Raw genomic sequence first — 23,955 nt, forward strand, 5'->3', positions numbered from 1 at the left:
GCATACCGTGCCTTCCGGGTCGACGGCCGTAGGATGACGCACCAGGACCCCTCGTCCCTCGTAGGCAGACCCACTGGAAGGCTGGTCGACCCCGATGCCCCGCAACCTGTTCGAGCCCTGGCACCTGATCATCCTCATCCTGGTCATCGTCATCGTCTTCGGGTGGAAGCGCCTGCCGGACGCCGCGCGGAGCCTGGGGCGGTCGATGCGGATCTTCAAGTCCGAGGTGTCGGAGATGAAGCACGACGGCGAGCGTCAGGACGGCGCGGCGGGCCTGTCCGACCTCGACGAGCCGCACCGCACCACCACGACGACCCGCACCACGCAGACGACCCAGCCGGTCCCGCCCGCGCAGGGTGCCTCGTCCGCCACCTCCGGCGACGAGTACGTCGTGATCGACGGCGTGCGCTACCGGCGCGAGCCCGGCGACTCCGCCCCCCGCGCCTGAGCCGGGCGGTCGCCCACCGCATGGCCCGCCAGCAGTCGACGCGTCCCGGCCTGCGCCGCCGGGCACGCAACCCCGAGGGGAGGATGTCCCTCGGGGACCACCTGCGCGAGTTCCGCAACCGCGTCCTGATCGCGGCGGCAGCGGTCGTGCTCGCCTCGATCATCGGCTGGATCTACTACGACCCGCTGGTGTTCCGCCTGCAGGAGCCGCTGCGGCTCAGTGCCGCCGCGCGCCGCGCCAACGTCATCCTGTCCTTCCCCGACATCACCGGCGCCTTCTCCCTCAAGCTCAAGGTCGCGGTCTTCGTCGGCACCATCGTGGCGAGCCCGGTGTGGCTGTGGCAGATCTGGGCCTTCATCGTCCCGGGGCTGCACAAGCGCGAGAAGCGCACGGCCCTGGCCTTCATCACCGCCGCCGTCCCGCTCTTCCTGCTCGGCTGCTGGGGCGCGCTCTACGCCCTCCCCAAGGCCATCGAGGTCCTGCTCGACTTCACCCCCGTCGGCGCGTCCAACATCCTGCAGGCGGACTACTATCTCACCTGGGTGACCCGGTTCATCCTCAGCTTCGGCCTGGCCTTCCTGCTGCCGGTGCTGCTGGTCGCGCTCAACGTCATCCACGTCCTGCCCGCGCACATCATGCTCAAGGGCTGGCGGATCGCAGTGGTGCTGATCTTCACCTTCTCGGCGATGATGACGCCGACCCCGGACCCGTGGACGATGTTCGCCCTGGCCCTGCCGCTGTGCGGGCTGTACTTCGCGGCCTACGGGGTGGCGCGGGTCCTGGACTCCCGGCGCGCCCGGCGCGAGCCCGACTACAGCCACCTCGCCGACGACGAGGCCAGCCCGCTCTGACGTCGGGCGCCCGGCATACCAGGGTGTGTCCGTCCCGTCGCGTAGCCTGCAGGGCATGGCGCAGCACCCACATCTGGACACCTTCACCGCGAGCTTTCCGTTCGAGCTCGACGCGTTCCAGCTCGAGGCCTGCGCCGCCGTCGAGGACGGTCACGGGGTGCTCGTGGCCGCGCCCACCGGCGCCGGCAAGACGATCGTGGGAGAGTTCGGCGTCCACCTGGCGCTGGCCACGGGACGCAAGGCCTTCTACACCACTCCCATCAAGGCGCTGTCCAACCAGAAGTACCACGACCTCGTCGCCCGTCACGGCGCCGACCGGGTCGGCCTGCTCACGGGCGACTCGTCCGTCAACGGCGAGGCCCCCGTGGTCGTCATGACCACCGAGGTCCTGCGCAACATGCTGTATGCCGGGAGCACCTCGCTGCACGACCTCGGCGTCGTCGTCATGGACGAGGTCCACTACCTCGCCGACCGGTTCCGCGGCGCCGTGTGGGAGGAGGTCATCATCCACCTGCCCCAGCCGGTGCAGGTGATCTCGCTGTCGGCGACCGTGTCCAACGCCGAGGAGTTCGGTGCCTGGCTGGGGACCGTCCGCGGCGACACCGCCGTCGTCGTGTCCGAGCACCGACCGGTGCCGCTGTGGCAGCACATGATGGTCGGACGCGAGCTGTTCGACCTGTTCGTCGACGACGGCGGCGCCATCCTCGGCAAGGACCGCGACTCCCACAACCGGATCACCGACGAGATCGTCAAGGTCAACCCCGACCTCGTGCAGCGGTTGCAGTCCCTGGAGCGCGCGTCCTACGCCGCCGGGCGAGGGATGCGCAGCACCAGCCGGGCCAACGACCCCTGGGGCTCGCGCGGTCGCGGGCGCGGTCGCGGGGGCGCCGACTCGGGCCGACCCCGCGGGGGTGGGCCGCACGGCCCGTCGGGTGGCGGCGGCGGGGGGACGGGTGGCGGCGCGGGCGCGGGTGGGCGGGGCAGCCGTCCCGGCGGCGCGGCCTCGCGGGCCGAGGTCATCGCGCGGCTCGACCGCGACGGGCTGCTGCCCGCGATCACCTTCATCTTCAGCCGAGCCGGGTGCGAGGGCGCGGTGGCCCAGCTGCTCGCGCAGGACGTCCGGCTCGTGCCGCCCGAGGAGGGACGGCGCATCCGCCGCACCGTCGAGGAGCGCATCGCCGGGGTCGCCGACGAGGACCTCGGGATCTTGGGCTACCACGACTTCGTGGAGGCGCTCGGCCGGGGGTACGCCGCGCACCACGCGGGGATGCTCCCGACCTTCCGCGAGATCGTGGAGGAGCTGTTCACCGCCGGGCGGATCCGTGCCGTCTTTGCCACCGAGACGCTCGCGCTCGGCATCAACATGCCCGCCCGCACCGTGGTGCTCGAGAAGCTCGTGAAGTTCAACGGCGACGCGCACGTCGAGCTCTCCCCGGCGGAGTACACCCAGCTCACGGGGCGCGCCGGACGCCGCGGCATCGACGTCGAGGGGCACGCGGTGGTCGTCTGGTCGCGCGGCATCGACCCGCTGGCCGTGGGCGGCCTGGCGTCGACCCGCACGTACCCGCTCAACTCGTCCTTCCGCCCGACGTACAATATGGCGGTCAACCTGGTGGAGCGGGTCGGGCGCGCCGAGGCCCGCGACATCCTCGAGACGTCGTTCGCGCAGTTCCAGGCCGACCGCGCCGTCGTCGGACTCGCCACCCAGGTGCGCCGCAACGAGGAGGCCCTCGACGGCTACCGCGAGGCCATGACCTGCCACCTCGGGGACTTCGAGGAGTACTCCGCGCTGCGCGAGCAGATCCGCCAGCTCGAGAGGTCCATGGCCCGCGAGCGGTCCTCGTCGCGGCGCGCCGAGATCGAGCAGTCGCTGGCGGACCTGCAGCCCGGCGACGTCATCTCGCTGCGCGAGGGCCGTCACACCGGCATGGCGATCGTCGTCAACGCCAACACCGCGGGCCGCAACAACCCGCCGACGCCGCTCGTGATCAACGCCGACGGGCGGGCGCGACGACTGACGGTCCACGACGTCGACGCGCCCGTGCGTCCCGTCACGACCCTGCAGCTGCCCCGCAACTTCAACGCCCGCAACACCAAGATGCGCAAGGACCTCGCCTCGACGGTGCGGGCCAAGGTGCCCTACGAGCCGCCGCCGCGCGGCCGGGGGAAGCGGTCGGCAGGCGACGAGAGCGGCTCGGCATCCGCAGGGGAGCAGGCGGTCGCCTCGCTGCGGCAGCGGATGAAGGCCCACCCCTGCCACCAGTGCCCCGAGCGCGAGGACCACGCCCGCTGGGCCGAGCGCTACCACCGGCTCGAGCGTGAGACGCACGGGCTGCGGCGCAAGGTCTCCGGCCGCACCAACTCCGTGGCCCGGCAGTTCGACCAGATCTGCGACCTGCTGTCCGAGCTCGGCTATCTCGACGCCGCCGGGGAGGCGGTCACCCCGAGCGGTCAGATGCTGCGACGCCTCTACTCCGAGAAGGACCTCCTGGCCGCCGAGTGCCTCGCCCACGGTGTCTGGCAGCGGCTCGACGGGCCCTCGCTGGCCGCGGTCGTCTCCGCGCTGGTCTACGAGCCGCGGCGCGACGAGAGCGACCCCAACCCGCGCACCCCGGGCGCCGACGTCGCCGAGGCCTACCAGCAGATGGTGCGGCTGTGGGCCACGATCGCCGACCGAGAGGCCGCCGCGCACCTGCCCGAGACCGGCCAGCCGGACGGCGGCATGCTCTGGTCCGTCCACCGCTGGGCCTCGGGCCAGGCACTCGAGGTGTGCCTGCGCGACTCCGACATGGCGGCGGGCGACTTCGTGCGGCGGTGCAAGCAGGTGGTGGACCTGCTCGGCCAGGTCGCGACGTGCGCCCCCCAACCCGCCCTGGCCGCCACGGCCCGAGCGGCGATCGACCTGGTGATGCGCGGCGTCGTCGCCGCCGACCGCCTCGACTGACCTACCGGGGGTAAGGGCATCGACCGGCCTTCGTCCCCCAGGTCGATGAGCCCGCCGGGGGTAGGAGCATCGACCGGGCTTCGTCCGCCAGGTCGATGATCCCGCCGGGGGTAGGAGCATCGACCGGGCTTCGTCCGCGGCGTGGCACAGACCCGGGCCCACCGGACCTGCCTAGCCTGAGCACGTGACAGCCCCGAAGACGCCCGCGCCCCGCCGGCCGGCGCTCCGCCTCACCCCGCGTGGCAGGGTCGTCCTCGCGGTTCTCGGCCTCGTGGTCGTGCTCGCGCTCAGCCTGCTCATCCGCAGCTGCACCGCCAAGCCCGCCGGATCCGCCGCGCCCAGCATCACCACCCCGAGCGCCGGCACCCCGGGCACGCCGGCCACCACCACCGCCGCGTCCACGTCCGGCGCAACGAGCACACCTGCCGCCACCCGATCCTCACCGACCACCGCCTCGCCGAGCGGCGCCACCAGGTCGGGACCCCGGCAGGCCGAGGGCGGCGGCATACGACGCTCGGGAACCACGGGCGACGGCACCTGGACGGCGGCCCCGACCGCGGTCAAGCCCGCGCGGCAGACCCCCACCGTCCACCGGTATGCCGTCAAGGTCGAGCGGGGCACCGGCATCGACGCGGCGGCGGCGTCACGCGAGATCGCCGGAGTCCTCAACGACCCTCGCGGGTGGATCGGCTACCGGGGGGCATCGTTCGAGCTCGTGCCGGACGCCCATCAGGCCGAGTTCACGATCCATGTCGCGTCGCCCCCGACGACCAACCGCATGTGTCTGCCCCTGCAGACGTTGGGCCTGTGGAGCTGCCGTCACGGCGACGACGTGATCCTCAACTCCGACCGCTGGACCCTGCAGACGCCGTCCTTCACGGACGTCGCGGCCTACCGCGCGTATCTCGTCAACCACGAGGTGGGGCACTTCCTCGGCCACGGTCACCGGCAGTGCGGCGGCAAGGGGCAGGTCGCACCGGTCATGATGCAGCAGAGCAAGGGCCTGGCTGGCTGCACCCCGAACCCGTGGCCCACCGCTGGCGAGCTCAGCGCACCCTGACGGATCGCGGGGTCAGATGATGTGCAGGGCCGACAGCACCCGGGTGAAGCTCGACGCCACGCCCAGCTCGTCCGCCACCGCCGACATCAGCCGCACGTCCGCCACCTCGGTCGGCAGCCGCAACGAGTCCAGCGTGACCCCCGGCAGTGGCGCGTCGTGGGCGACCCGCACGACGCGCGGCGCCACGTCGAGGTAGGCCGACGCCTCCTCGAGCCGGGCCCGGCGGGCTCCCCTGATGGCGGGGTCGCCACCGTCGACGGCGGCTCGGAGTGCGGGCAGGTCGCCATACTGCTGGATCAGGGCCGCGGCCGTCTTGTCGCCGATGCCCTGCACGCCCGGGAGACCGTCGCTGGTGTCGCCGCGCAGCACCGCCATGTCGGCATAGGCGGCGCCGGTCGCCACCCCGTGCTTGGCGGCGAGATAGGCCTGGTCGATCACGTCGGCGTCCCGCACGCCGCCACGCGCGGTGTAGACCACGCGCACCCCCGACTCGTCGTCGACGAGCTGGAAGAGGTCTCGGTCGCCGGTGACGACGTCGATGGGAAGCTGGCGACGGTGCCGGTGGACCAGTGTCCCGATGACGTCATCCGCCTCGTAGCCCGCCGCGCCGACTCGCGAGATCCCTATCGCCGCCAGGGAATCAATGATGACAGGCACCTGCGGGACCAAGGCCTCGGGGGTGGCCTCGGAGTCCGCGGACCCGGCAGCGAGGCGGTGGGTCTTGTAGGTCGGGATCGCCGCCACGCGGAAGGCCGGACGCCAGTCCTCGTCCCAGCACGCGGCGAGGTGAGTGGGGGCATGGGTCGTGACCAGCGTCGCCACCATGTCCAGGAAGCCCCGCACGGCGTTGGACGGCGGCGAGTCCGGGGTCTTGCGGCGATCCGGGACGCCGTAGAAGGCCCGGTAGTACAGCGACGCCGCGTCGAGCAGCATGAGACGAGAGCTCGCAGAGTAGGGAGGCGGCGTCATGGGCCCAGTCTGCCGGATGGCGGCGGACTCGGTGGCGCTCCCCTCCGGCCGGGACCGTGTGCGGCAGCTAGTGTTGCGGGATGGAGACTGTCGACCAGCAGATCGTCGCGCACCTGTCGCGGGACGGCCGCATGTCCTACACCGACCTCGGCAAGGCGACCGGCCTGTCCACGTCGGCCATCCACCAGCGGGTGCGGCGGCTGGAGGAACGCGGGGTCATCACCGGCTACCGCGCGACGATCGACCCGGACGCGGCGGGGCTGCCGCTCGCGGCCTACATCTCCATCGCGCCGCTCGACCCGACCGAGCCGGACGACATCCCCGACCGTCTGCGCGACGTCCCGGCCATCGAGGCGTGCCACTCGGTGGCGGGCGACATGTCCTACCTGCTCAAGGTGCGCGTCGCGACGCCGCACGAGCTGGAGGAGCTGATCGCGCTCGTGCGCTCCCGCGGCAACGTGTCGACGCGCACCACGGTGGTCCTGTCGACCTCCTGGGAGGGGCGGTCGGCGAGTGCAGGCCGTATGCCGGTCCGCGCTGCGGCCGATCCCGCGGCGGCTGCTCCCGCGGGAGCGGGGGCAGGCTCGGTCGAGGCCGACGGCGTCAGCGAGCGATCGGCGCCGTGACGGCAGCGGTCACCGCCACGAGGTCGGACGGCGCCAGCTCGAGGTCGACGCCGCGCCGTCCACCGCTGACCAGCACCGTCGCGTGCGCGGCGGCGGAGTCGTCGAGCACCGTGGGCAGTGCCCGCCTCTGACCGATGGGGCTGATCCCACCCACCACGTAGCCCGAGCTGCGTTCTGCTGCAGCCGGATCCGCCATCGTCGCGCGCTTGACGCCGAGCGCGTGGGCGATGGCCTTGAGGTCGAGCCGTCGGTCGACGGGGACGATGCCCACGGCGAGACCGGAGCCCGTGTCGACGAGTAGGGTCTTGAGGACGCGGGCCGGGTCGACGCCCAGGGCCTCGGCCGCCTCCAGCCCGAACGACGGCGCCGCCGGGTCGTGCTGGTAGGCCCGCACCTCATAGGGCACATCCGCCCGGTCCAGCGCGATGGTCGCGGGGGTGCCGGATGAGGCGTGCTTGCTGGCCATGGCCTCACTGTATGCCGCAGCCGCCCGCTGCCTCACGGGGCGGCAGGCGACGGGCGGGCGGCATACGGCCCGAAAACCCGCCGGGGGCGGGATCATGAGCCTGGCGAACGAACCCCGGCTGATGCCCCTGCCGGGGGCGGGATCATCAGCCTGGCGAACGAACCCCGGCTGATGCCCTTACCCACGGTAGGTGTGGATGTCGGAGGGGTGCGTGGCCAGCGGCGTGACCTCGACCGTCATGTACGCGAACAGCGGGAGGTTCCACAGGATCTCGTGGAGCCGCTCGTTGCTCTCGACGTCGAAGACCGAGATGTTGGAGTACTGGCCAGCACACCGCCAGATGTGCCGCCACTCACCACCGCGCTGCAGGTCCTGGGAGTACGCCTTCTCGCGGGCGAGGGTGGCGTCCCGCTCGGCCGGATCCAGGTCGTGGGGGATCGCGACGTCCATCTTCACGGCGTACAGCATGGTGTGCTCCTTGGTGCAGGTGGTGGGTGGTGGCAGGGTCGAGGCTGGCTCAGGCGCGGACGGGGTCGATCACGAAGTCGTAGTCCACGACCTTGCCCTGGCCGTCGGCGGCCGGCCTGGGGTCGAGCATGAGCTCGGGCTTGACGGACGTGGCGATGTCGTCCTCGTTGTGGGGGTCGCCGGGGAAGTAGAGCTGCGCGGTGAGCAGCTCGTGGTCGGGCGCCGAGACCTTGAGGTGCATGTGGGCGGGGCGCCAGGCGTGCCAGCCCGCGGCGGCGATCAGCTTGCCGCAGGCGCCGTCGGTGGGGATCTGGTAGGGAGCGGGGATGATCGAGTGGATCTCGAAGCGGCCCTCGTCGTCGGTGGTGAAGGTGCCTCGGAGGTTCCACTCGGGCAGGCCGGGAGCATACTGGCTGTAGTAGCCGCCCGCGTCCGCGTGCCACAGCTCGACCTTGGCGTGGGGGAGGGCGGAGCCGTCGGTGGTGCGCACCTGACCTTGGAAGGTCAGGGCCTCGCCGGGCTCGTCGTCGCGCATCGGGATGGTGCCGTGCGAGCCCTGCTCCGGGGAGTCCGGGACGTAGTACGGACCCTCGATGGAGCCCTTGTTGCCCTGGCGGTGATCGGTGTTGACGTCCTCGACGACGTGCTCGAACCACACGTCGAGAAAGAGCGGCCACTCGCCGTCCTCGCCGACCTGGATCAGCCAGGACTTGAGGACGTCGTACTCCTCGTAGGTGAGGCGGTGCTTGCGGATGACCTCGTGGAGGGCCTCGATGGCCTCGGTGGCGATCGCGTCGACGCGCTCCTGCGGCACCTCGAGGGTGCGCTGCTTCTTGCGGAAGGCGGCGGTGGCGTTGGCGCCGGAGTCGGCGGCGCGCGCCTCGAGCGTGGTCGGGGTGGGCTGGGTGGTGTCGGTGCTCATGATCTCTCCTTGGGGTGGCATCGGTGCCACCGGTCTGTGGTGTGCGGTGCGGGTCGTGCTGGCGGGTGGCGGCGGGGCGGTGGTGCCGTGCGGTCAGAGGCCGTATGGCGCCCCGCCGTCAGAGGTCGACGCGGTAGTGCTGGAGCTTGTCCTCGTCGACGGTGACCCCGATGCCGGGGCGGCCGCTGACGGCGAGGGTGCCGTCGTGGATCTGCAGGGGCTCGGCGAGCAGGTCGTCGCTCATGTCGAGGAAGTTGGACAGCTCGCCCGCGCGGCGGGTCGTCGCGTCGTAGGCCGAGCCGAAGGCGACCGCGCACGCGGTGCCCAGCTGCCCGTCGATCTGGTTGCCGATCACGACCTCGACCCCGAGGCCCTGGCACTGGTGCAGGACGCGGCGGGAGTCGGTGAAGCCGGTACGGGCGGTCTTGATGCTGATGGCGTTCGCGGAGCCGCCGAGCAGCTCGCGCGTCACCTCTCCGGGGGTGGTGGCGCTCTCGTCGGCGACGGTGGGGATGGTGGTGCGGGACGCCAGCCAGCGGCGACCGAGCACGTCGTCGGCGGGGCACAGCTCCTCGGCCAGGGTGAGGTCGAGGTCGGCCATCGCGTCCAGGGCGCGGGCGGCCTCGGACGGGGTCCATCCGCGGTTGCCGTCGACGTAGAGCTCCACCGCGTCGCCGAAGTGCTTGCGCAGGGCCCGGCACACGTCGACGTCCAGGCGGAAGGGGCGACGCCCGACCTTGACCTTGAAGGTCGTGATGCCGTACGTCGAGCGCATGCGCTCGGCCTCGTCGACCATGGCCGCCGGGTCGGCGAAGCCCAGCATATGACTCACCCGCATGCGGTCGGCGTAGCCGCCGAGCAGCTCGGTGACCGGGCGCCCGAAGGCCTGGCCCACGACGTCCCACAGGGCCATGTCCAGGGCTGCCTTGGCCGTGGGGTTGCCGACGGTCCGGCGCAGCCGGGCGTGGATCCGCTCGCGGTGCAGCGCGTCGGTCCCGACGACGGCCGGGGCAAAGATCTGGGAGATGACGGCGACGATCGAGGCCTGGGTCTCGCCATACGTGAACGGACGAGATGGAGCCTCGGCCACGCCCACGAGGCCGCCCGCGGTGCGCACCCGGACGAGCACGTGCTCGGCGACGCTCACCGACCCGCTGGCAAAGGCCAGGGGCTTGCGGTAGGGGATGGCGAAGGGAATGGTCTCGACCTCGGTGATGGTGAGGTCGGCGCTGCTGGCGCCGGGCGCAGTGGACGCAGTGGCCGGGAGGGCGGTCATCGGGGGTCCTTCCGATCGGGGGCGGCCTGCAGGAGGTCGTGCTCCTCGAGGGTCTGCACGAAGGCCTCCACCAGGGGGTTGGGCTGGTCGGCGCGCCACGCGAGCGCCAGGTCGACGGTCGCGGTGCCGGGCAGGTCGGCAAAGGTCACGCCCTCCAGGCCGGAGGCGCGGGTCGAGGCCGGGACCAGGGCGATGCCGAGGCCGCCGGCCACGAGGGACAGCAGGGTCGACATCTCGGTGACCTCGTGCTCGATGGTGGGGTAGAAGCCGGCGTCCAGGCAGGTGCGGACCACGGCGTCGGTCACCACGGAGCGTGCGCTCGGCGCCAGGACGACGAAGGACTCCTCGACCAGGGCGTCGACGGTGACCTCCGGGTCGTCGACGAGGCGGTGGCCCGACGGCAGAGCGAGCACGAGGGGCTCGCGGGCGACCAGGCGAGTGGTCAGGCGGTCGTCGCGGACGGGCAGGCGCAGGACACCGACGTCGATGCGACCCGCGTCGAGGTCGTGCACCTGCTGCGGCGTGAGGCGGTCGGTCTGGAGCTGCAGGCCGACCCCCGGCATACGGGCCTTGACCAGGGCAGCCATGCGGGGGAGGTAGCCGTAGGTCGCCGACCCGGTCAGCGCGATCCGCAGGACCCCCACCTGGCCGCGGGCGATGCGGCGGGTGCGCTCCACGGTGTCGTCGAGCGCCGCGAGGATGCGCCGGGCGTCGGCCACGAAGACCTCGCCGGCCGGCGTCAGCGCGACGGTGCGGGTGGTCCGCTCGAACAGCTCGACCTGGAGCTCGTCCTCGAGCTGGCGGACGGCCTGGGACAGCGGCGGCTGGGAGATGTGCAGCGAGCGCGCGGCGCGGCCGAAGTGACGTTGCTCGGCCACGGCGACGACGTAGCGCAGGTGACGCAGCTCCATCGGTGACCTCCTCGTCGGTGAGGGCAGTGCGTTCGCTCCCTCGCCACGGTAGGGCGGCCCGATTGATCTACACAAATACCCGTTCACGCCTCATTGATAGGCCGCAGGTTTCAATAGCACCCTGGGTCAACCCTGAGCAGATGACCGGGGCGAGGCCCCCGGACAACGGCGGCAGTGGTGGAACGCCCCGAGGAGGGCGTCTACCCCGCGAACCGGGCGATCTCCACCGGCGAGGAGCTGTTCGAGCTCGAGATGAAGCACTTCTTCGAGGGCGGCTGGATCTACCTCGCCCACGACTCGCAGGTGGCCAACCCCGGCGACTACTTCACTACCTACAGGGGTAGGGGAGGAGGGGACAGGGGTAGGAGGGGCGCTCAGACCAAGGAGGCGGTGCGCGAGGCCGCCGCGGCAGCGAGCTCCGCGGCGTGCGCAGCGGCCACGGCACCCTCGTCGCGCTGCTCGCGCCACCAGCGCTGCCCGCTCTCGGGGAGGGTGTAGATCGGGTCGTAGTAGGCGTAGTCCGTGCTGGTGACGTCGACCTCCTCGCCCTCGATCGACGTGCGGTAGTTCTTGCGCCACAAGGAGATCCCGCGCTCGCGGTCGTACTCCTCGACCTGGTGCACCCACCGCTTGCCGACGAACGGCACGTCGCAGACGATGCGCGGCGTCGCGAAGCCGGGCAGGTATCCCATGACCGCGTGCTGCAGCTGCTGGGCCTCGGCGAGCGACAGCCGCCAGTGCTCGCTGAACGGGATCATGTCGCACATGTAGAAGTAGTAGGGGTTGATCGCCGCCTCGTCGCGCATCGTGAAGCACAGGTCGAGCAGGGCCTCGGGCGAGTCGTTGATGCCGCGCATCAGCACGCCCTGGTTGCGGATCGACCGCACCCCGGCCTCGTGCATCAGCCGGGTGGCGTGGGCCACCGAGGGCGTGAGGGACTGGGCGTTGTTGATGTGCGTGTGGACGGCGAGCCCGACGCCGCGGCAGGCGGCGGTCCACGACACCCGTCCGAGGCCCTCGACCACGTCGGGCGCCGACCAGTGCTGGGGCAGGCCCATGAGCGCCTTGGTGGCGAGGCGGATGTCGCGGATGTTGTCGATCTCCAGCAGGCGCATGAGGAAGGACTCGAGGTTCTTCCACGGCATGTTGGCGACGTCGCCGCCCGAGACCACGACGTCGCGGACCTGCGGGGACCCCTTGAGGTAGTCGATCATCGCGTCGAGCCGGTCGACGGGCTTGCCGGCGAGCTTGAGCTTGGTGACCTGCGCCGTGGAGTTGCCGACGAGGTCCATGCGCGTGCAGTGGCCGCAGTACTGCGGGCAGGTGGGCAGCAGCTCGGCGAGCACCTTGGTGGGGTAGCGGTGGGTGAGGCCCTCCGCCACCCACATGTCGGCCTCGTGCAGGGAGTCCCGCGAGGCGTGGGGGTGGCTCGCCCAGTCCGTGCGCCGGTCGGAGTACACCGGGAGCATGTAGCGGCGGACCGGGTCTGCGAGGAACGCGGCGCTGAACTCCGCTCCCGCCGCCGGCATGGGGGCGTCGACGGCCGGGACCATGGTGTTGAGCATCTGCGGCGGCACCAGCATCGACATGGTGGCCCGCTCGGCCTGGTCGCGCTCGAGGTCGGCGTAGACCTCCTCGGTGAGCAGGTCGCCCATGAGCTCACGCAGCTGCCGGACGTTCTTGACGCACCGGGTGCGCTGCCACTGGGCGCTCGCCCACTCCTTGTCGGTCACGTCGCGCCAGCCCGGCAGCCGCCTCCAGTCGGGCTCCACGAGCTCGCGCCGACGGTAGACGTATGGTTGCTCCATCGAACTCATGACCCCTACGGTAGCGGAGAGTTTGCGGCCTGCAACAGTATGGTCAACAGGTTTTGCACCATCACCCATCTCAGAGTGGAGAATCGGTATGCACAATGCGCACGTCACGCGTCCCCGCGCAGCTGCCGCCACGCCCCCTGCGACCGGCGCCTCGCCATTCGGCCTGCACCGGGTGATCCTCGGCCCCGGCGAGCGACCCGCACTGCCGCAGGCCGCCCGGCGGCTCGACGACCGGCCCGAGATCTGGCCCGACGAGGTCCGCGTGTGCGTGGAGACCCTCAACCTCGACGCCGCGAGCTATCGCCAGCTCCGGGGGTCGTATGCCGGGAGCGCCCTGCGCCAGGCGGTGCTCGACATCGTCGGCGAGCGCGGCAAGATGCAGAATCCCGTCACGGGGTCCGGCGGCATGCTGATCGGCACGGTGGACGAGGTCGGCCCAGAGAGCCCGCTCGGGCTGCGGCCGGGGGACCGCGTGGCCACCCTGGTGAGCCTGTCCCTGACGCCGCTGCGGATCACCGACGGGCTCGCCCGCTGGGACGGCGAGGACGAGCGGATCCCGGCCGAGGGCCACGCCATCCTCTTCGGCCGCTCGATCGCCGCGGTCCTGCCCGACGACCTCGACCCCGAGCTCGCGCTCATGGTCATGGACGTCTGCGGCGCCCCCGCGCTCGTGGACCGCGTGGTGCGGGAGCACCGGTCGCGCACGGGGGCGGCGCCGGACGTGCTCGTCCTCGGCGGCGCGGGCAAGTCGGGCTCCCTGTCGCTCGCCGCCGCACGCCGGGCCGGAGCAGCCCACCTCACCGCGGTCGTCCCCGTCCAGGTGGAGGCGGACCTGCTGTCGGGCACGACGCTCGCTGACGACGTCGTCCTGGCCGACGCGCGAGACCCCCTCGGGCTCCTCGATGCCGTCGAGACCGCCCACGGCCCGGCCGACGTCACGGTCGTGTGCGTGGACGTGCCGGGCTGCGAGCACCCGTCCATCCTCGTGACCCGCGACGGCGGGACGATCGTCTACTTCTCCATGGCCACCAGCTTCAGCGCCGCCGCGCTCGGCGCCGAGGGCCTGGCGGCCGACGTGCGCATGCTCGTGGGCAACGGCTACACCCCGGGGCACGCGGCCCTGGCGCTCGACCTGCTGAGGTCCGACCCGTCGGTGCGCGCGTTGTTCGAGGGGCGTCTGGCGCCCCGGGCACACTGACGCCATGCGACGACGCACCCTTTACCGCAACGGCCACGTCTACGTCCCCACCCGCGGCTTCCCCACAGCCATGCTGGTGGACGATACGCGGGTGCTCTGGGTCGGCGGCGAGGCCGACGCCGACGGCCAGGTGGACGAGGCCCACCGGGTGGTGGACCTGCACGGGTGCCTGGTGACGACGCCGTTCGTCGACCCGATCCACTTCGTGGCCGAGAGCGCCGAGTGGCGCTCGCTGACCCAGCTGACGGGGGCGCGCTCGCTGACCGAGGCGCTGGACCGGCTGGCGGCCGCCGCACGCACGTCGCAGGGCCCGGTGACGGGCTTCGGCTACGACGAGGGACGCTGGCCCGAGCAGCGCCCGCCGACGCCCGAGGAGCTGGCTCGCGCCGTGGAGGGACGACCGGCCGTCATCCTGCGGGCGGACAAGGGGGCCTGCGTCTGCTCCCCGGCGTTCACCGCCGGCGCCGCGCAGGTGGGGGTGGACACCCGCAGCCTGGCCGACATGACGCGCAGGCCGGGCCTCGGCGCGCTCCTCACGGGGGTCGTGGCGCAGCGGACGCCCGCCCAGCAGCAGGCGATCCTCGACGGCGCCCTGTCGGCCGCGGCGGCCCACGGCATCGGCTGCTTGCACGACCACATCTCCAGCCCGCGGCTCCTGGACGGCTTCACGACGACGCGCCCGCAGCTGCCGGGCCCGATCGTGCAGCGCTACCTGCGGCACGTCTGCCGCCCCGACGAGGACCCCGCCGTGCTCCTGCGGGAGCACGACCTGCACGGCTTCATGCTGCAGGTCGACGGGCCGGTCAACAGCCACCAGGCGGCCCTGCACGAGACCTACATCGACCTGCCGGGCCAGGTCGGCCCCGACCCGATGCCCGCCGAGACGATCGCCGAGCACCTCGTCGCCGCATCGCTCGCCGGGATCCGCACCAGCCTCGTCGCGATGGGGGACCGGGCGGCCGACGCCATGATCGACGGCATGCGCACCGCGGTGCGGACCGTGGGGCTGGACCGCTTCCGCTCGCTGCGCCACCGCACCATGACCCTGGCCCTGGCGGACCCGCGCGTGCTGGGCACGCTGATCGACCTCGGGGTGGTCGTGGTGCGCGTCCCCCAGGTGGACAGCCGTTGGGGAGGGCCGGAGGGGGACTTCACGCGGGCCCTCGGCACCGTCCGGGCGCGCGAGATGATGCGCTTCGGCTCGCTCGGCGTCGACGGCCTGCTCACCGCACTCGCCAGCACCTCGCCGTGGCTGGACCTCGACCCGTGGCAGACCCTGCGCTCCGCCCGCTGGCATCGGTTCGAGGAGGAGCGGGTCTCTGTGGGAGAGGCCTTCCGCGCCCACACGGTGGGCGGCTGGCACGCCTCCGGCCACGACACCCGCGGCTACCTCGGCGTCGGGCTCCCGGCCGACTTCGTGGTGTGGGAGGTGCCGCCGGGCGAGCTCGGCGAGGGCCCGCACTCCCAGCTCGAGACCCCCGGCCTGCCGCGGCTGCGCCCGGAGGCCCCCACCCCCCGAGCCCTGCTGACGGTCGTCGGCGGACGCACGATCCACGAGAGCGAAGGAGCTCTGCCATGACCCGCACACCCGCGCCGGGTGCCCGCGCCCACCTCGACCTGGACCCGCAGGTCGTACGTCGCGCGAGGAGCCTCGCCCGCCGGGCGGGACGCCCGGTCGTCCGCCTGGCGCAGGAGCACACCACGGTCTCGGTCGAGCGCGCCACGCTGCGCCTCGCGGGGCTGGCCGGCGCCGACCACGAGCGCGTCCCGTGGGTCAACCACCTGGTGGCGGGCGTGCGCGACCAGGTCGGGCTCGAGGGCGGGGTCACCACGCCGGTGCACGACGCCCTGGCGCGCGGCGAGGCCCCCGACCTGCTCACCCTGGCGCAGAAGGCCGCTGCGGGCGCCGTGACCTTCCGTGTGCCGGAGGGCAAGGACCGCACTGCCGCCCAGCGCCTCGCGAGACGTGCCGTCACCCAGGGGATGACGCGCATCGACCGCCAGCGCGCAGCCCGGGAGCGCCTGATCGCCAAGGTCGGCGACGCCCCCGCCCGCCCGTGGGTCTACCTCATCGTGGCGACCGGCGACATCTACGAGGACATGCCGCAGGCCCAGGCCGCGGCCCGCGGGGGCGCGGACGTCATCGCCGTCATCCGCTCGACCGGCCAGTCGCTGCTGGACTACGTCCCGGAGGGCGCAACCCGCGAGGGCTACGCCGGGACCTACGCGACGCAGGAGAACTTCCGCCTGATGCGGGCCGCCCTCGACGAGACCAGCAAGGAGCTGGGCCGCTACGTCCGGCTCACCAACTACGCCTCCGGGCTGTGCATGCCGGAGATCGCCACGCTGGCGGGCCTCGAGCGGCTGGACATGATGCTCAACGACTCGATGTACGGCATCCTCTTCCGCGACATCAACCCCATCCGCACCTTCGTCGACCAGCGCTTCTCCCGGCAGGTCCACGCCCGCGCCGGCATCATCATCAACACCGGCGAGGACAACTACCTGACGACCGCGGACGCCGTCGAGGCGGCGCACACGGTGACGGTCAGCCAGCTGCTCAACGAGTACTTCGCCAAGGAGGCCGGGCTCGAGGACTGGCAGCTCGGCCTCGGCCACGCCTTCGAGATCAACCCGGACCTGCCCGACTCGTTCCGCATGGAGCTGGCGCACGCCATGCTGGCCCGCGACCTGTTCCCCCGGGCGCCGCTCAAGTGGATGCCCCCCACCAAGCACATGACCGGTGACGTCTTCCGCGGCTACCTGCTCGACGGCTTCTTCAACCTCGTCGGGGGCCTCACCGACCAGGGGATCCTCTTGGTCGGGATGATGACCGAGGCGGTCGTCACGCCGTTCCTGTCCGACCGCGACCTGGCCCTGCAGAACGTCCGCTACGCCCTCGAGGCCGGGCGCGGCCTGCGCGAGGACTTCCGGCCGCCGCCCGACGGCTTCGTCCAGACCAGGGCCCGCCAGGTGCTCTCCGAGGCCGTGGACCTGCTCGACCGGATCGTCGACGACACCCTGCTGGACGCCATCGCCGACGGGACCTTCGGCCTCATGAAGCGGCCCGCCGACGCCGGCAAGGGTCTGGACGGCGTCATCCGCAAGGGCCCGGACTACGACAACCCCGCCATGACCCTGCTCGAGGAGGGTGCGACGCGATGAGCGAGATCATCAGGCCGTATGGCGACACCACCGGCGACGGCATGATCCAGGTGTCCTTCACGCTGCCGGTGCCGCACGACAAGCGCGCCGAGGGCGCGGCGCTGCAGCTCGCCGACAAGATGGGGATCAAGCCCGCCCTGCTGGTGCACGCCCGGGCGATCGGCCCGGACTTCACCTTCTTCGTCGTCTACGGCTCGGTCACCCACCTGGTGGACCTGCGGGACGTGCACGTGGTCGAGCGCGACTACCCGCTCCTGCCGGCCAAGGACGTCAACGCCGCCATCAAGCGACAGCTGCGCCGCCCGCTCGTCGTGGTCGGCGCCTGCATCGGCACCGACGCCCACACGGTCGGCATCGACGCGATCCTCAACATCAAGGGCTTCGCGGGCGAGAAGGGGCTGGAGTACTACTCCGAGATCACCGTGGTCAACCTCGGCGCCCAGGTCCTCGTGCCCGAGCTCGTCGAGCGGGCCCGCGCCGAGCAGGCCGACGCGGTCCTCGTGTCCCAGGTCGTCACCCAGCGGGACGCCCACATCACCAACACCCAGGAGATGTCGGCGGCCTTCCGCGAGGCCTATCCCGCAGGCACCGCACCGCTGCTCGTCGTCGGGGGACCCCGGTTCGACGAGTCCGCCGCCGCCGAGCTCGGCGTGGACCGGGTCTTCGGCAAGGGGACGACGCCCGGCGAGGTGGCGTCATACCTCGTCCACGCCATCTCCCACCGCCGCACCGCCGACCCCAGCACCGCCGACCCCAGCACCGCCGAGGAGCCAGCCCGATGACCATCCCAGCCACCCCGACCCTGCCGTCGTCTCCGCCCGAGGTCGGCGCCACCGTCGTCCACCGGCGCTACGTCCCCTACAGCCACGCGCACTACGCGGGCAACCTCGTCGACGGCGCCTACTCGCTGGCTGCGTTCGGCGACGTCGCGACCGAGATGTGCATCCGCACCGACGGCGACGAGGGCCTCTTCGCGTCCTACAGCGACGTGCAGTTCTGCGCGCCCGTGCGGGCGGGGGACTGCCTCGAGATCACCTGCACCCTGGTGCGGGTGGGCTCGCGGTCCCGCGAGATGGACTTCGCGGTCCGCGTCGTCGCCCGGGGCATGCCGGACCGAGGGGCGTCGGCCGCCGAGCTGCTGGACCCGCCCGTGGTCGCCACGACGGCTCGCGGAGTGGTCGTGGTGCCGGAGCGTCGCGACGTCTGACAGACGCGATCACCCTCGCCCAGGCTCAGATGGCGCACCGTCATCTGGTCCACTCGTTCGGCCGAACACGCGATCATCGTCCGGATCCTGGCGACACGCCGTAGTCACCCGACTTTTTTCGACGCAGGCTCAGGCCCCTGACCAGCGGTTCTCCCCATCGTCGCAGGTCAGAGGGTGTTTGACAGCGACTGTGGTTGAGGCTCTAGGTTGACGGAGGTTGTCCGACCACTGGAGTGGGGTCCGATTCGGGTCCCCCGTCGTGGACGGTGGTGATCACTCCCTGGGGAGCGCCCGATCGGGTGAATCCGGGTCATCGTCCGTGCTCGGCGGCGCCGCTCAGCGATCACCGCACCTCGGACAGCAGCACGACCCGCACGCCTAGTAGATAACGGCGCAGACCCGGCATCCGGTCGGGTCCGCGTCGGCCCCAACGGCCTGCGGGTCGTGCTGTGCCTCGTCCTGCGTCTCGCCCCCCTCCCACACACGGGGCTACCCGGCCGTACGGCTAGGGTGACGCCGTGCGTCGACTCCTCCTGGCCCTGCCGCTCGCGATCGGCGCCGGCCTGGCCCTGTGGCTGTCCTGGCCGGACCACGACCTGTGGTGGCTCGCGCCCCTCGGGATCGGCCTGCTCGCCGTGGCGGCGCACGGAGCCGGCGCCCGACGTGGTTTCCTCCTGGGCCTCGTGACCGGCCTCGCGGCCTACCTGCCCGCCCTGCACTGGTCGGGCATCTACGTCGGCGACCTGCCCTGGGTCGCGCTGTCCGTGCTGCAGGCGCTCTACGTCGGGATCACCGGCGCCCTCTGCGGGCTGCTGTCTCCCACCCGTACGAGCCCCCGAGGCGGACGGCTGCCTGGACCGCTGCCGGCTCGCCTGCCCTACCCCGTGGTCGTCGCCGCCGCCTGGACCGTGGGGGAGTGGCTGCGCGCCACCACCCCGTTCGGCGGCTTCCCCTGGATCAAGGTCGCCTTCGCGATGGCCGACGCCCCGATCCTGCCCCTGGTGCGGTATGTCGGGACGCCCGGGCTCACCGCCGCGGTAGCGCTCGTCGGCGGCCTCCTCGCGGTGGCCGTCCGCCATGCCGCCGGCGCCCGATCCGCCCGGCGCTCACGGCCGACGGCTCTCCGGCATACGGCCCTGTCCCTCGGCTCCCTCCTCGGGGCCGCCGCCCTCCTGTGGGGCCCGGCCCTGCTGCCCGTGCCGACCGACGGCCGCACGGTCGACGTGCTGGCCGTGCAGGGCAACGTGCCTCGGGCCGGCCTGGACTTCAACGCCGAGCGGCGCCAGGTGCTCGACAACCACGTCGGCGTCACCGTCGAGGCCGTCCGCTCGCGCGCGGCCTCCGGCGTCCCGCGTCCCGACCTGGTCGTCTGGCCGGAGAACGCCTCCGACATCGACCCCGTCCGCAACGCCGACGCCGGGCAGGCCATCACCTACGCCGCCAGGACCGCCCAGGCCCCCGTCCTGGTCGGCACCCTGCGCACCGACGACCAGGCACGCATCAAGAACACCACCCTGCTGTGGGACGCCCAGCATGGCCCGGTCGCGGCCTACGCCAAGCGACACCCTGTGCCGTTCGCGGAGTACATCCCCTACCGCTCCTTCTTCCGACACTTCAGCGACAAGGTCGACCTGCTCACCCACGACTTCACCGCGGGGGACACGGTGGGGGTGATGGACGTGCCCACCCGAGCCGGGTCGGTGCGGGTCGGGCTGGGGATCTGTTTCGAGGTGGCCTACGACGACCTCATGCGCGACGCCGTGCACCACGGAGGCCAGCTCCTCGCCGTGCAGACCAACAACGCCACCTTCGGCTATACCGACGAGTCCTACCAGCAGCTGGCCATCTCGCGCGTGCGCGCCGTCGAGCTCGGCCGCTCGGTGGTACACGTCTCGACGGTCGGGGCCTCCGCGATGATCACCCCCGACGGGGTCGCGCATGACCGGACCGGGCTGTTCACCGCGGCCGCCCTCGACGCCGCCCTGCCCCTGCGCTCCGAGCTCACCCCGGCGGCGCGGATCGGGGACCTGCCGGTGTGGGTGGGGGTGGGGCTGCTCGCACTGGGCCTCGCGCTCCGCCCTCGTCGGGGACGACGGGGACGGTGGGGTCGGCGGCAACGGCCGACGCGGGGGAGCGGCACTAGGCTGACGGAACCATCGGACCCCACGGACGGTTGACTACGACATGCGCACCCTGGTCCTGATCCCGACCTACAACGAGCGGGACAACCTCCCGCTCGTCGTCGAACGCCTGCGCCGCGCCGTGCCCGAGGCCGACCTGCTCGTCCTCGACGACAGCTCGCCGGACGGCACGGGTGCGGTGGCCGACGCGCTGGCCGCCGCCGACCCGCATGTGCGGGTCCTGCACCGGCCCGGCAAGGAGGGCCTCGGGGCGGCCTACCTGGCTGGCTTCGCGCGGGGTCTCGACGAGGGCTATGACGTGCTCGTCGAGATCGACGCCGACGGCTCGCACCCCCCGGAGACGCTCCCCGCCATGCTGGCGGCGCTGGCCGACCCGGCCGTGGACCTCGTCATCGGCTCCCGGTGGGTCCCGGGCGGCGGCATCGTCAACTGGCCGCTGCACCGCAAGGCGCTCAGCCTCGGCGGCAACCTCTACATCCGCTTCCTGCTCGGCATGCCCGTCCGTGACGCGACGGCCGGGTTCCGGGCCTATCGCGCCACGACCCTGCGCAGCATCGGCCTGCAGGACGTCGAGTCCCTCGGCTACTGCTTCCAGACCGACCTCACCTGGCGGACCGTGCACGCGGGGCTGACCATCCGGGAGGTGCCGATCACCTTCGTGGAGCGCGAGATCGGAGACTCCAAGATGAGCGGGGACATCGTCCGCGAGTCCATGCTGCGGATCACCCGGTGGGGCCTGACCTACCGGCGGGCGCAGGTCCGCGAGCGGCTCGCCGCCCGCCAGGTCGAGCGGTGGGAGTCCCTGTGAGCACCCCGACGCGACGGCGCCCGCGCTGGACGTGGATCGCGTTCGTCCTGCTCCTGGTCGTCCCCGTCGCCGAGATCGCCGTCATCATCGGGGTCGGCAAGGTGATCGGGGGTTGGCCCACCATCGCGCTGCTGCTGGTGGAGTCCGCGCTCGGCGCCTACCTCGTCAAGCGTGAGGGGCGCGCCGCGTGGACGGCCCTGCAGCGTGCACTCACCGGCGGACGCATGCCGGCGGGCGAGCTGTCCGACGCCGCGCTGGTGCTCGTCGGCGGCACGCTGCTGCTGGCGCCGGGGTTCCTGACGGACGTCGTGGGCTTCTTCTTCGTCCTGCCGTTCACCCGCCCGCTGGCCCGCCGGCTGCTGACGACGGTCATCACCCGACAGCTCCTGGCGAGCGGTCCAGGGGTCGTGCTGTGGGGAGCCGGTATGCCGCCGCCGGACCGGCAACCGGGGCCTGCACCAGGGGGCCGGACGTGGCAGCAGCAGCCTCCCCGTCGAGGTGACAAGGACGACGACGTCATCGAGGGCGAGATCCTCTGAGCCCCACCCCTCAGCATCGCCAGTGCGGGGTCCAGGACGGTTGGACGAAACCCTCCCATCATCGAGAGGGGGGCGGCGACGCGACGAGGCCCGCGTCCCCCATGAGGGGAGGCGGGCCTCGTCGTCTCGACGTCCGACGCTGCTCAGGCGCTGCGCTTGGGGCGCGGCTTCTCCCCACGTGACTGACGCAGCAGGGTGAGGCGCTCCTCGAGGAGCTCCTCCAGCTCCTTGACGGAACGGCGCTCGAGCAGCATGTCCCAGTGCGTGCGCGCTGGCTTGGCGGGCTTCTCCTCGGGGGCGTCGCCGCCCTGGAGCCGGCCCAGCTCGCCGCAGCGGCACTCCCACGTCGCAGGCACCTCGGCCTCGATGGAGAAGGGCAGCTCGGTCACGTGCCCCTGCGGGCAGGTGTAGGACACGATCTGGCGCTCGCTGGGGACGACGCCGTCATCGGTCTCCATGCTGAAGGACCCGAGTCGCGAACCGCGAAGTGAACGCTCGGCCATGTCTGATCCCCTTTCGTCGACACCGCGAGCCTCGTTGGTGACTGGCTCACGGCATACCCCCATCAACGTCGGCTGAACCGGGGGATGTTCCCGGGCGCGGTGGTCGGCGCCCAAAGACTCCATCCTAGACGACGGAGGGCGCCTCGTTGCCCGCCGCGCGGATCCCCTCCCGGACGTCGACCCGCGCGAGGAGCACGCCGCCGACGACGAAGAACGCGACCAGCGCCACGATCGACAGCCGGTAGGAGTGGGTCAGCTGGTGCACGACGCCGAAGATCAGCGTCCCGAACCAGCTGGTCCCACGCTCCATGGCCTGGTAGAGGCTGAAGAACTCCGACTCACGGCCGCGCGGCACGAGCTGGCTGTAGAGCGATCGGGTGAGTGCCTGCGTCCCGCCCATCACCAGGCCGATCAGGATCCCGAGCGCGAGGAAGGCCGCGAACACCCGGGCGGGCACGAAGTAGGCGACCCCCACGACGAGGGTCCACACCACCAGCCCGCCGAGGACGGTGCGCCAGGCGCCGAACCGGGCAGCCACGCGGCCGAAGAGCAGGGCTCCGCCCACGGCGACCAGCTGGACCACGAGGAAGGTCAGCAGCACCTGGCTCTGGGAGATGCCGAGCTCCAGGGAGCCGTAGAGGCTGGACGAGCCGATGACCGTCTGGATGCCGTCGTTGAAGAACAGGTAGGCGAGCAGGAACAGCAGCGTCTGGGGATAGCCCCGCAGCTCGGTGAAGGTGTCATGCAGCTGAGCGAAGGCCCCGCGCACCGCCCCGCGCTCTGGCGCCGCCTCGGGAGGGAGGCCCTCGGCCAGCTCCCGGGGAGGCAGGTCGCGCAGACCGACCACCGGTATGACGGTGAACAGCCCCCACCACAGGCCCGCGCTCAGCAGGCTGATCCGCACGGCGGTCTCCGTGCCGATCCCCACCCGGGGCCCGAGATTGAGCAGCGCGAAGTTGGCGGCCAGCAGCAGCCCGCCGCCCACGTAGCCCAGCGCCCACCCGCGCGACGACACGCGGTCGCGGTCGTCGGGTGGCGCGATGCGGCACAGGATCCCGTCGTAGACGACCATCGAGGCGCCGAGGCACAGCGAGGCGATCATGACCAGGACGACGCCGAGCTGCCAGGCCGTTCCCTGCACGAGGACCATCGCGCTCGCCGCCAGGGCGCCCACGCCCGCGAACCATCCGAGGAGCCGCTGAGGGCGCGGCGCGCGGTCCGCGACGGCACCGACCACGATCAACAGCAGCGCCGACAGCACCGTGGTGACGGTGGTGACGTAGGGATACAGGGAGCCCGGGGAGACCTGCAGGCCAAGCACCGACAGGTGCGCGGTGCAGCTCTGGGAGGCCGGCTGGCCCGGGCAGGCGGCGCGGTTGGCGACGGTCGTGAGGTAGGGGCCCATCAGCACGGTCGCGGTGGTGGTGACGTAGGCCGAGTTCGCCCAGTCGTACCAGTACCACGCGCGCTGGTGGCGGGTGCTGCGGCGGCGGGGCTCGACGCCGCTGGCGGGGGTCGTGGGCATGCGATCTCTCCTCGGCCTGGACCTCGCCGTCGAGGTCGCCGGGGCCGAGCCTACTGGCCGGTCGAACCCTTCACGGCGCGCCTACACGACGTGGCACCGGGGCATGATGGC

21 protein-coding genes and 1 pseudogene are annotated in these 23,955 nt (G+C 72.2%); 13 read left to right on the forward strand and 9 right to left on the reverse strand.

Features of this window, described 5'->3' with window-relative positions; genetic code table 11:
• The first annotated feature begins 94 nt into the window (after window positions 1–94).
• The 4 genes from tatA (at window position 95) to ACF3NS_RS12035 (ending at window position 5,303) form a co-directional block, all read left to right on the forward strand.
• Window positions 95–448 (forward strand): Sec-independent protein translocase subunit TatA, encoded by a 354-nt coding sequence (gene tatA / locus ACF3NS_RS12020; RefSeq protein ID WP_392466295.1) that lies wholly within the window; start codon window positions 95–97, stop codon window positions 446–448.
• Between the two features lie 20 nt (window positions 449–468).
• Complete coding sequence (tatC, locus tag ACF3NS_RS12025; RefSeq protein ID WP_230082732.1) at window positions 469–1,299, forward strand: twin-arginine translocase subunit TatC; 831 nt, start codon at window positions 469–471, stop codon at window positions 1,297–1,299.
• 55 nt (window positions 1,300–1,354) lie between these two features.
• Window positions 1,355–4,243 carry a DEAD/DEAH box helicase gene (locus ACF3NS_RS12030; protein ID WP_392466297.1) on the forward strand — a complete coding sequence of 963 codons (2,889 nt, stop codon included), beginning with the start codon at window positions 1,355–1,357 and terminating at the stop codon, window positions 4,241–4,243.
• Between the two features lie 184 nt (window positions 4,244–4,427).
• Window positions 4,428–5,303 (forward strand): DUF3152 domain-containing protein, encoded by an 876-nt coding sequence (locus ACF3NS_RS12035; protein WP_154592823.1) that lies wholly within the window; start codon window positions 4,428–4,430, stop codon window positions 5,301–5,303.
• 12 nt (window positions 5,304–5,315) lie between these two features.
• Here the strand turns inward: ACF3NS_RS12035 and ACF3NS_RS12040 are convergent, their stop codons facing one another.
• Window positions 5,316–6,272, reverse strand: coding sequence for a 5'-3' exonuclease (locus ACF3NS_RS12040; protein ID WP_230082733.1), 957 nt, complete (start codon window positions 6,270–6,272; stop codon window positions 5,316–5,318).
• Between the two features lie 80 nt (window positions 6,273–6,352).
• Here ACF3NS_RS12040 and ACF3NS_RS12045 point away from each other — a divergent pair.
• Window positions 6,353–6,778, forward strand: a pseudogene (locus ACF3NS_RS12045) (Lrp/AsnC family transcriptional regulator); the annotation flags it as partial.
• A 97-nt stretch (window positions 6,779–6,875) separates the two neighbouring features.
• On the opposite strand, the gene ybaK reads toward ACF3NS_RS12045, so the two are convergent.
• The 6 genes from ybaK to ACF3NS_RS12075 form a co-directional block, all read right to left on the reverse strand.
• On the reverse strand, window positions 6,876–7,364 hold the full coding sequence (gene ybaK, locus ACF3NS_RS12050) for a Cys-tRNA(Pro) deacylase (protein WP_154592825.1): 489 nt from the start codon (window positions 7,362–7,364) through the stop codon (window positions 6,876–6,878).
• A gap of 177 nt (window positions 7,365–7,541) precedes the next feature.
• The gene (gene catC / locus ACF3NS_RS12055; protein WP_154592826.1) at window positions 7,542–7,832 is read right to left on the reverse strand and encodes a muconolactone Delta-isomerase; all 291 of its coding nucleotides are present in this window, start codon (window positions 7,830–7,832) and stop codon (window positions 7,542–7,544) included.
• 49 nt (window positions 7,833–7,881) lie between these two features.
• Complete coding sequence (gene catA / locus ACF3NS_RS12060; protein ID WP_288797971.1) at window positions 7,882–8,754, reverse strand: catechol 1,2-dioxygenase; 873 nt, start codon at window positions 8,752–8,754, stop codon at window positions 7,882–7,884.
• Window positions 8,755–8,872: 118 nt separating this feature from the next.
• The gene (locus tag ACF3NS_RS12065; RefSeq protein WP_288797972.1) at window positions 8,873–10,030 is read right to left on the reverse strand and encodes a mandelate racemase/muconate lactonizing enzyme family protein; all 1,158 of its coding nucleotides are present in this window, start codon (window positions 10,028–10,030) and stop codon (window positions 8,873–8,875) included.
• Complete coding sequence (locus ACF3NS_RS12070; protein WP_392466299.1) at window positions 10,027–10,941, reverse strand: LysR substrate-binding domain-containing protein; 915 nt, start codon at window positions 10,939–10,941, stop codon at window positions 10,027–10,029. The genes ACF3NS_RS12065 and ACF3NS_RS12070 overlap by 4 nt, the downstream gene beginning before the upstream one ends.
• Window positions 10,942–11,315: 374 nt before the next feature.
• On the reverse strand, window positions 11,316–12,758 hold the full coding sequence (locus ACF3NS_RS12075; protein ID WP_392466300.1) for a KamA family radical SAM protein: 1,443 nt from the start codon (window positions 12,756–12,758) through the stop codon (window positions 11,316–11,318).
• An 88-nt stretch (window positions 12,759–12,846) separates the two neighbouring features.
• On the opposite strand from ACF3NS_RS12075, the gene ACF3NS_RS12080 reads away from it, so the two are divergent.
• The 8 genes from ACF3NS_RS12080 to ACF3NS_RS12115 all read left to right on the forward strand — a co-directional run bounded on the left by ACF3NS_RS12080 (window position 12,847) and on the right by ACF3NS_RS12115 (window position 21,816).
• Window positions 12,847–13,956 carry an L-erythro-3,5-diaminohexanoate dehydrogenase gene (locus ACF3NS_RS12080; RefSeq protein WP_154592831.1) on the forward strand — a complete coding sequence of 370 codons (1,110 nt, stop codon included), beginning with the start codon at window positions 12,847–12,849 and terminating at the stop codon, window positions 13,954–13,956.
• Window positions 13,957–13,960: 4 nt separating this feature from the next.
• A complete protein-coding gene (locus ACF3NS_RS12085) occupies window positions 13,961–15,535 on the forward strand; it encodes an amidohydrolase (RefSeq protein WP_154592832.1) in 1,575 nt (524 codons plus the stop codon).
• The gene (locus tag ACF3NS_RS12090; RefSeq protein ID WP_154592833.1) at window positions 15,532–17,121 is read left to right on the forward strand and encodes a lysine 5,6-aminomutase subunit alpha; all 1,590 of its coding nucleotides are present in this window, start codon (window positions 15,532–15,534) and stop codon (window positions 17,119–17,121) included. Before ACF3NS_RS12085 ends, ACF3NS_RS12090 begins: the two co-directional genes overlap by 4 nt.
• Window positions 17,118–17,903 (forward strand): OAM dimerization domain-containing protein, encoded by a 786-nt coding sequence (locus ACF3NS_RS12095; protein WP_154592834.1) that lies wholly within the window; start codon window positions 17,118–17,120, stop codon window positions 17,901–17,903. Before ACF3NS_RS12090 ends, ACF3NS_RS12095 begins: the two co-directional genes overlap by 4 nt.
• Window positions 17,900–18,328, forward strand: coding sequence for a hotdog domain-containing protein (locus tag ACF3NS_RS12100; protein WP_392466302.1), 429 nt, complete (start codon window positions 17,900–17,902; stop codon window positions 18,326–18,328). The genes ACF3NS_RS12095 and ACF3NS_RS12100 overlap by 4 nt, the downstream gene beginning before the upstream one ends.
• 518 nt (window positions 18,329–18,846) lie before the next feature.
• Window positions 18,847–20,505, forward strand: coding sequence for an apolipoprotein N-acyltransferase (gene lnt / locus ACF3NS_RS12105; protein ID WP_392466304.1), 1,659 nt, complete (start codon window positions 18,847–18,849; stop codon window positions 20,503–20,505).
• Window positions 20,506–20,512: 7 nt separating this feature from the next.
• The gene (locus ACF3NS_RS12110) at window positions 20,513–21,277 is read left to right on the forward strand and encodes a polyprenol monophosphomannose synthase (protein ID WP_392466305.1); all 765 of its coding nucleotides are present in this window, start codon (window positions 20,513–20,515) and stop codon (window positions 21,275–21,277) included.
• Window positions 21,274–21,816, forward strand: a complete 543-nt coding sequence (locus tag ACF3NS_RS12115; protein ID WP_392466307.1) for an FxsA family protein — start codon at window positions 21,274–21,276, stop codon at window positions 21,814–21,816. Before ACF3NS_RS12110 ends, ACF3NS_RS12115 begins: the two co-directional genes overlap by 4 nt.
• A gap of 143 nt (window positions 21,817–21,959) precedes the next feature.
• On the opposite strand, the gene ACF3NS_RS12120 is transcribed toward ACF3NS_RS12115, so the two are convergent.
• Window positions 21,960–22,319, reverse strand: coding sequence for an RNA polymerase-binding protein RbpA (locus ACF3NS_RS12120; protein ID WP_154592837.1), 360 nt, complete (start codon window positions 22,317–22,319; stop codon window positions 21,960–21,962).
• A gap of 124 nt (window positions 22,320–22,443) precedes the next feature.
• Window positions 22,444–23,844, reverse strand: coding sequence for an MFS transporter (locus tag ACF3NS_RS12125; protein WP_392466310.1), 1,401 nt, complete (start codon window positions 23,842–23,844; stop codon window positions 22,444–22,446).
• Window positions 23,845–23,955: the final 111 nt, after the last annotated feature.

It is taken from the genome of Arsenicicoccus cauae, from assembly GCF_043162025.1.
GTDB classification, from domain to species: Bacteria; Actinomycetota; Actinomycetes; order Actinomycetales; family Dermatophilaceae; genus Arsenicicoccus; species Arsenicicoccus cauae.

Coding starts and splice junctions, on each gene's coding strand:
- tatA (WP_392466295.1), top strand. CDS start 95: ATGCCCCGCAACCTGTTCGAGCCCTGGCACCTGATCATCCTCATCCTG.
- tatC (WP_230082732.1), top strand. CDS start 469: ATGGCCCGCCAGCAGTCGACGCGTCCCGGCCTGCGCCGCCGGGCACGC.
- ACF3NS_RS12030 (WP_392466297.1), top strand. CDS start 1,355: ATGGCGCAGCACCCACATCTGGACACCTTCACCGCGAGCTTTCCGTTC.
- ACF3NS_RS12040 (WP_230082733.1), bottom strand. CDS start 6,272: ATGACGCCGCCTCCCTACTCTGCGAGCTCTCGTCTCATGCTGCTCGAC.
- ybaK (WP_154592825.1), bottom strand. CDS start 7,364: ATGGCCAGCAAGCACGCCTCATCCGGCACCCCCGCGACCATCGCGCTG.
- catC (WP_154592826.1), bottom strand. CDS start 7,832: ATGCTGTACGCCGTGAAGATGGACGTCGCGATCCCCCACGACCTGGAT.
- catA (WP_288797971.1), bottom strand. CDS start 8,754: ATGAGCACCGACACCACCCAGCCCACCCCGACCACGCTCGAGGCGCGC.
- ACF3NS_RS12065 (WP_288797972.1), bottom strand. CDS start 10,030: ATGACCGCCCTCCCGGCCACTGCGTCCACTGCGCCCGGCGCCAGCAGC.
- ACF3NS_RS12070 (WP_392466299.1), bottom strand. CDS start 10,941: ATGGAGCTGCGTCACCTGCGCTACGTCGTCGCCGTGGCCGAGCAACGT.
- ACF3NS_RS12075 (WP_392466300.1), bottom strand. CDS start 12,758: ATGAGTTCGATGGAGCAACCATACGTCTACCGTCGGCGCGAGCTCGTG.
- ACF3NS_RS12080 (WP_154592831.1), top strand. CDS start 12,847: ATGCACAATGCGCACGTCACGCGTCCCCGCGCAGCTGCCGCCACGCCC.
- ACF3NS_RS12085 (WP_154592832.1), top strand. CDS start 13,961: ATGCGACGACGCACCCTTTACCGCAACGGCCACGTCTACGTCCCCACC.
- ACF3NS_RS12090 (WP_154592833.1), top strand. CDS start 15,532: ATGACCCGCACACCCGCGCCGGGTGCCCGCGCCCACCTCGACCTGGAC.
- ACF3NS_RS12095 (WP_154592834.1), top strand. CDS start 17,118: ATGAGCGAGATCATCAGGCCGTATGGCGACACCACCGGCGACGGCATG.
- ACF3NS_RS12100 (WP_392466302.1), top strand. CDS start 17,900: ATGACCATCCCAGCCACCCCGACCCTGCCGTCGTCTCCGCCCGAGGTC.
- ACF3NS_RS12110 (WP_392466305.1), top strand. CDS start 20,513: ATGCGCACCCTGGTCCTGATCCCGACCTACAACGAGCGGGACAACCTC.
- ACF3NS_RS12120 (WP_154592837.1), bottom strand. CDS start 22,319: ATGGCCGAGCGTTCACTTCGCGGTTCGCGACTCGGGTCCTTCAGCATG.
- ACF3NS_RS12125 (WP_392466310.1), bottom strand. CDS start 23,844: ATGCCCACGACCCCCGCCAGCGGCGTCGAGCCCCGCCGCCGCAGCACC.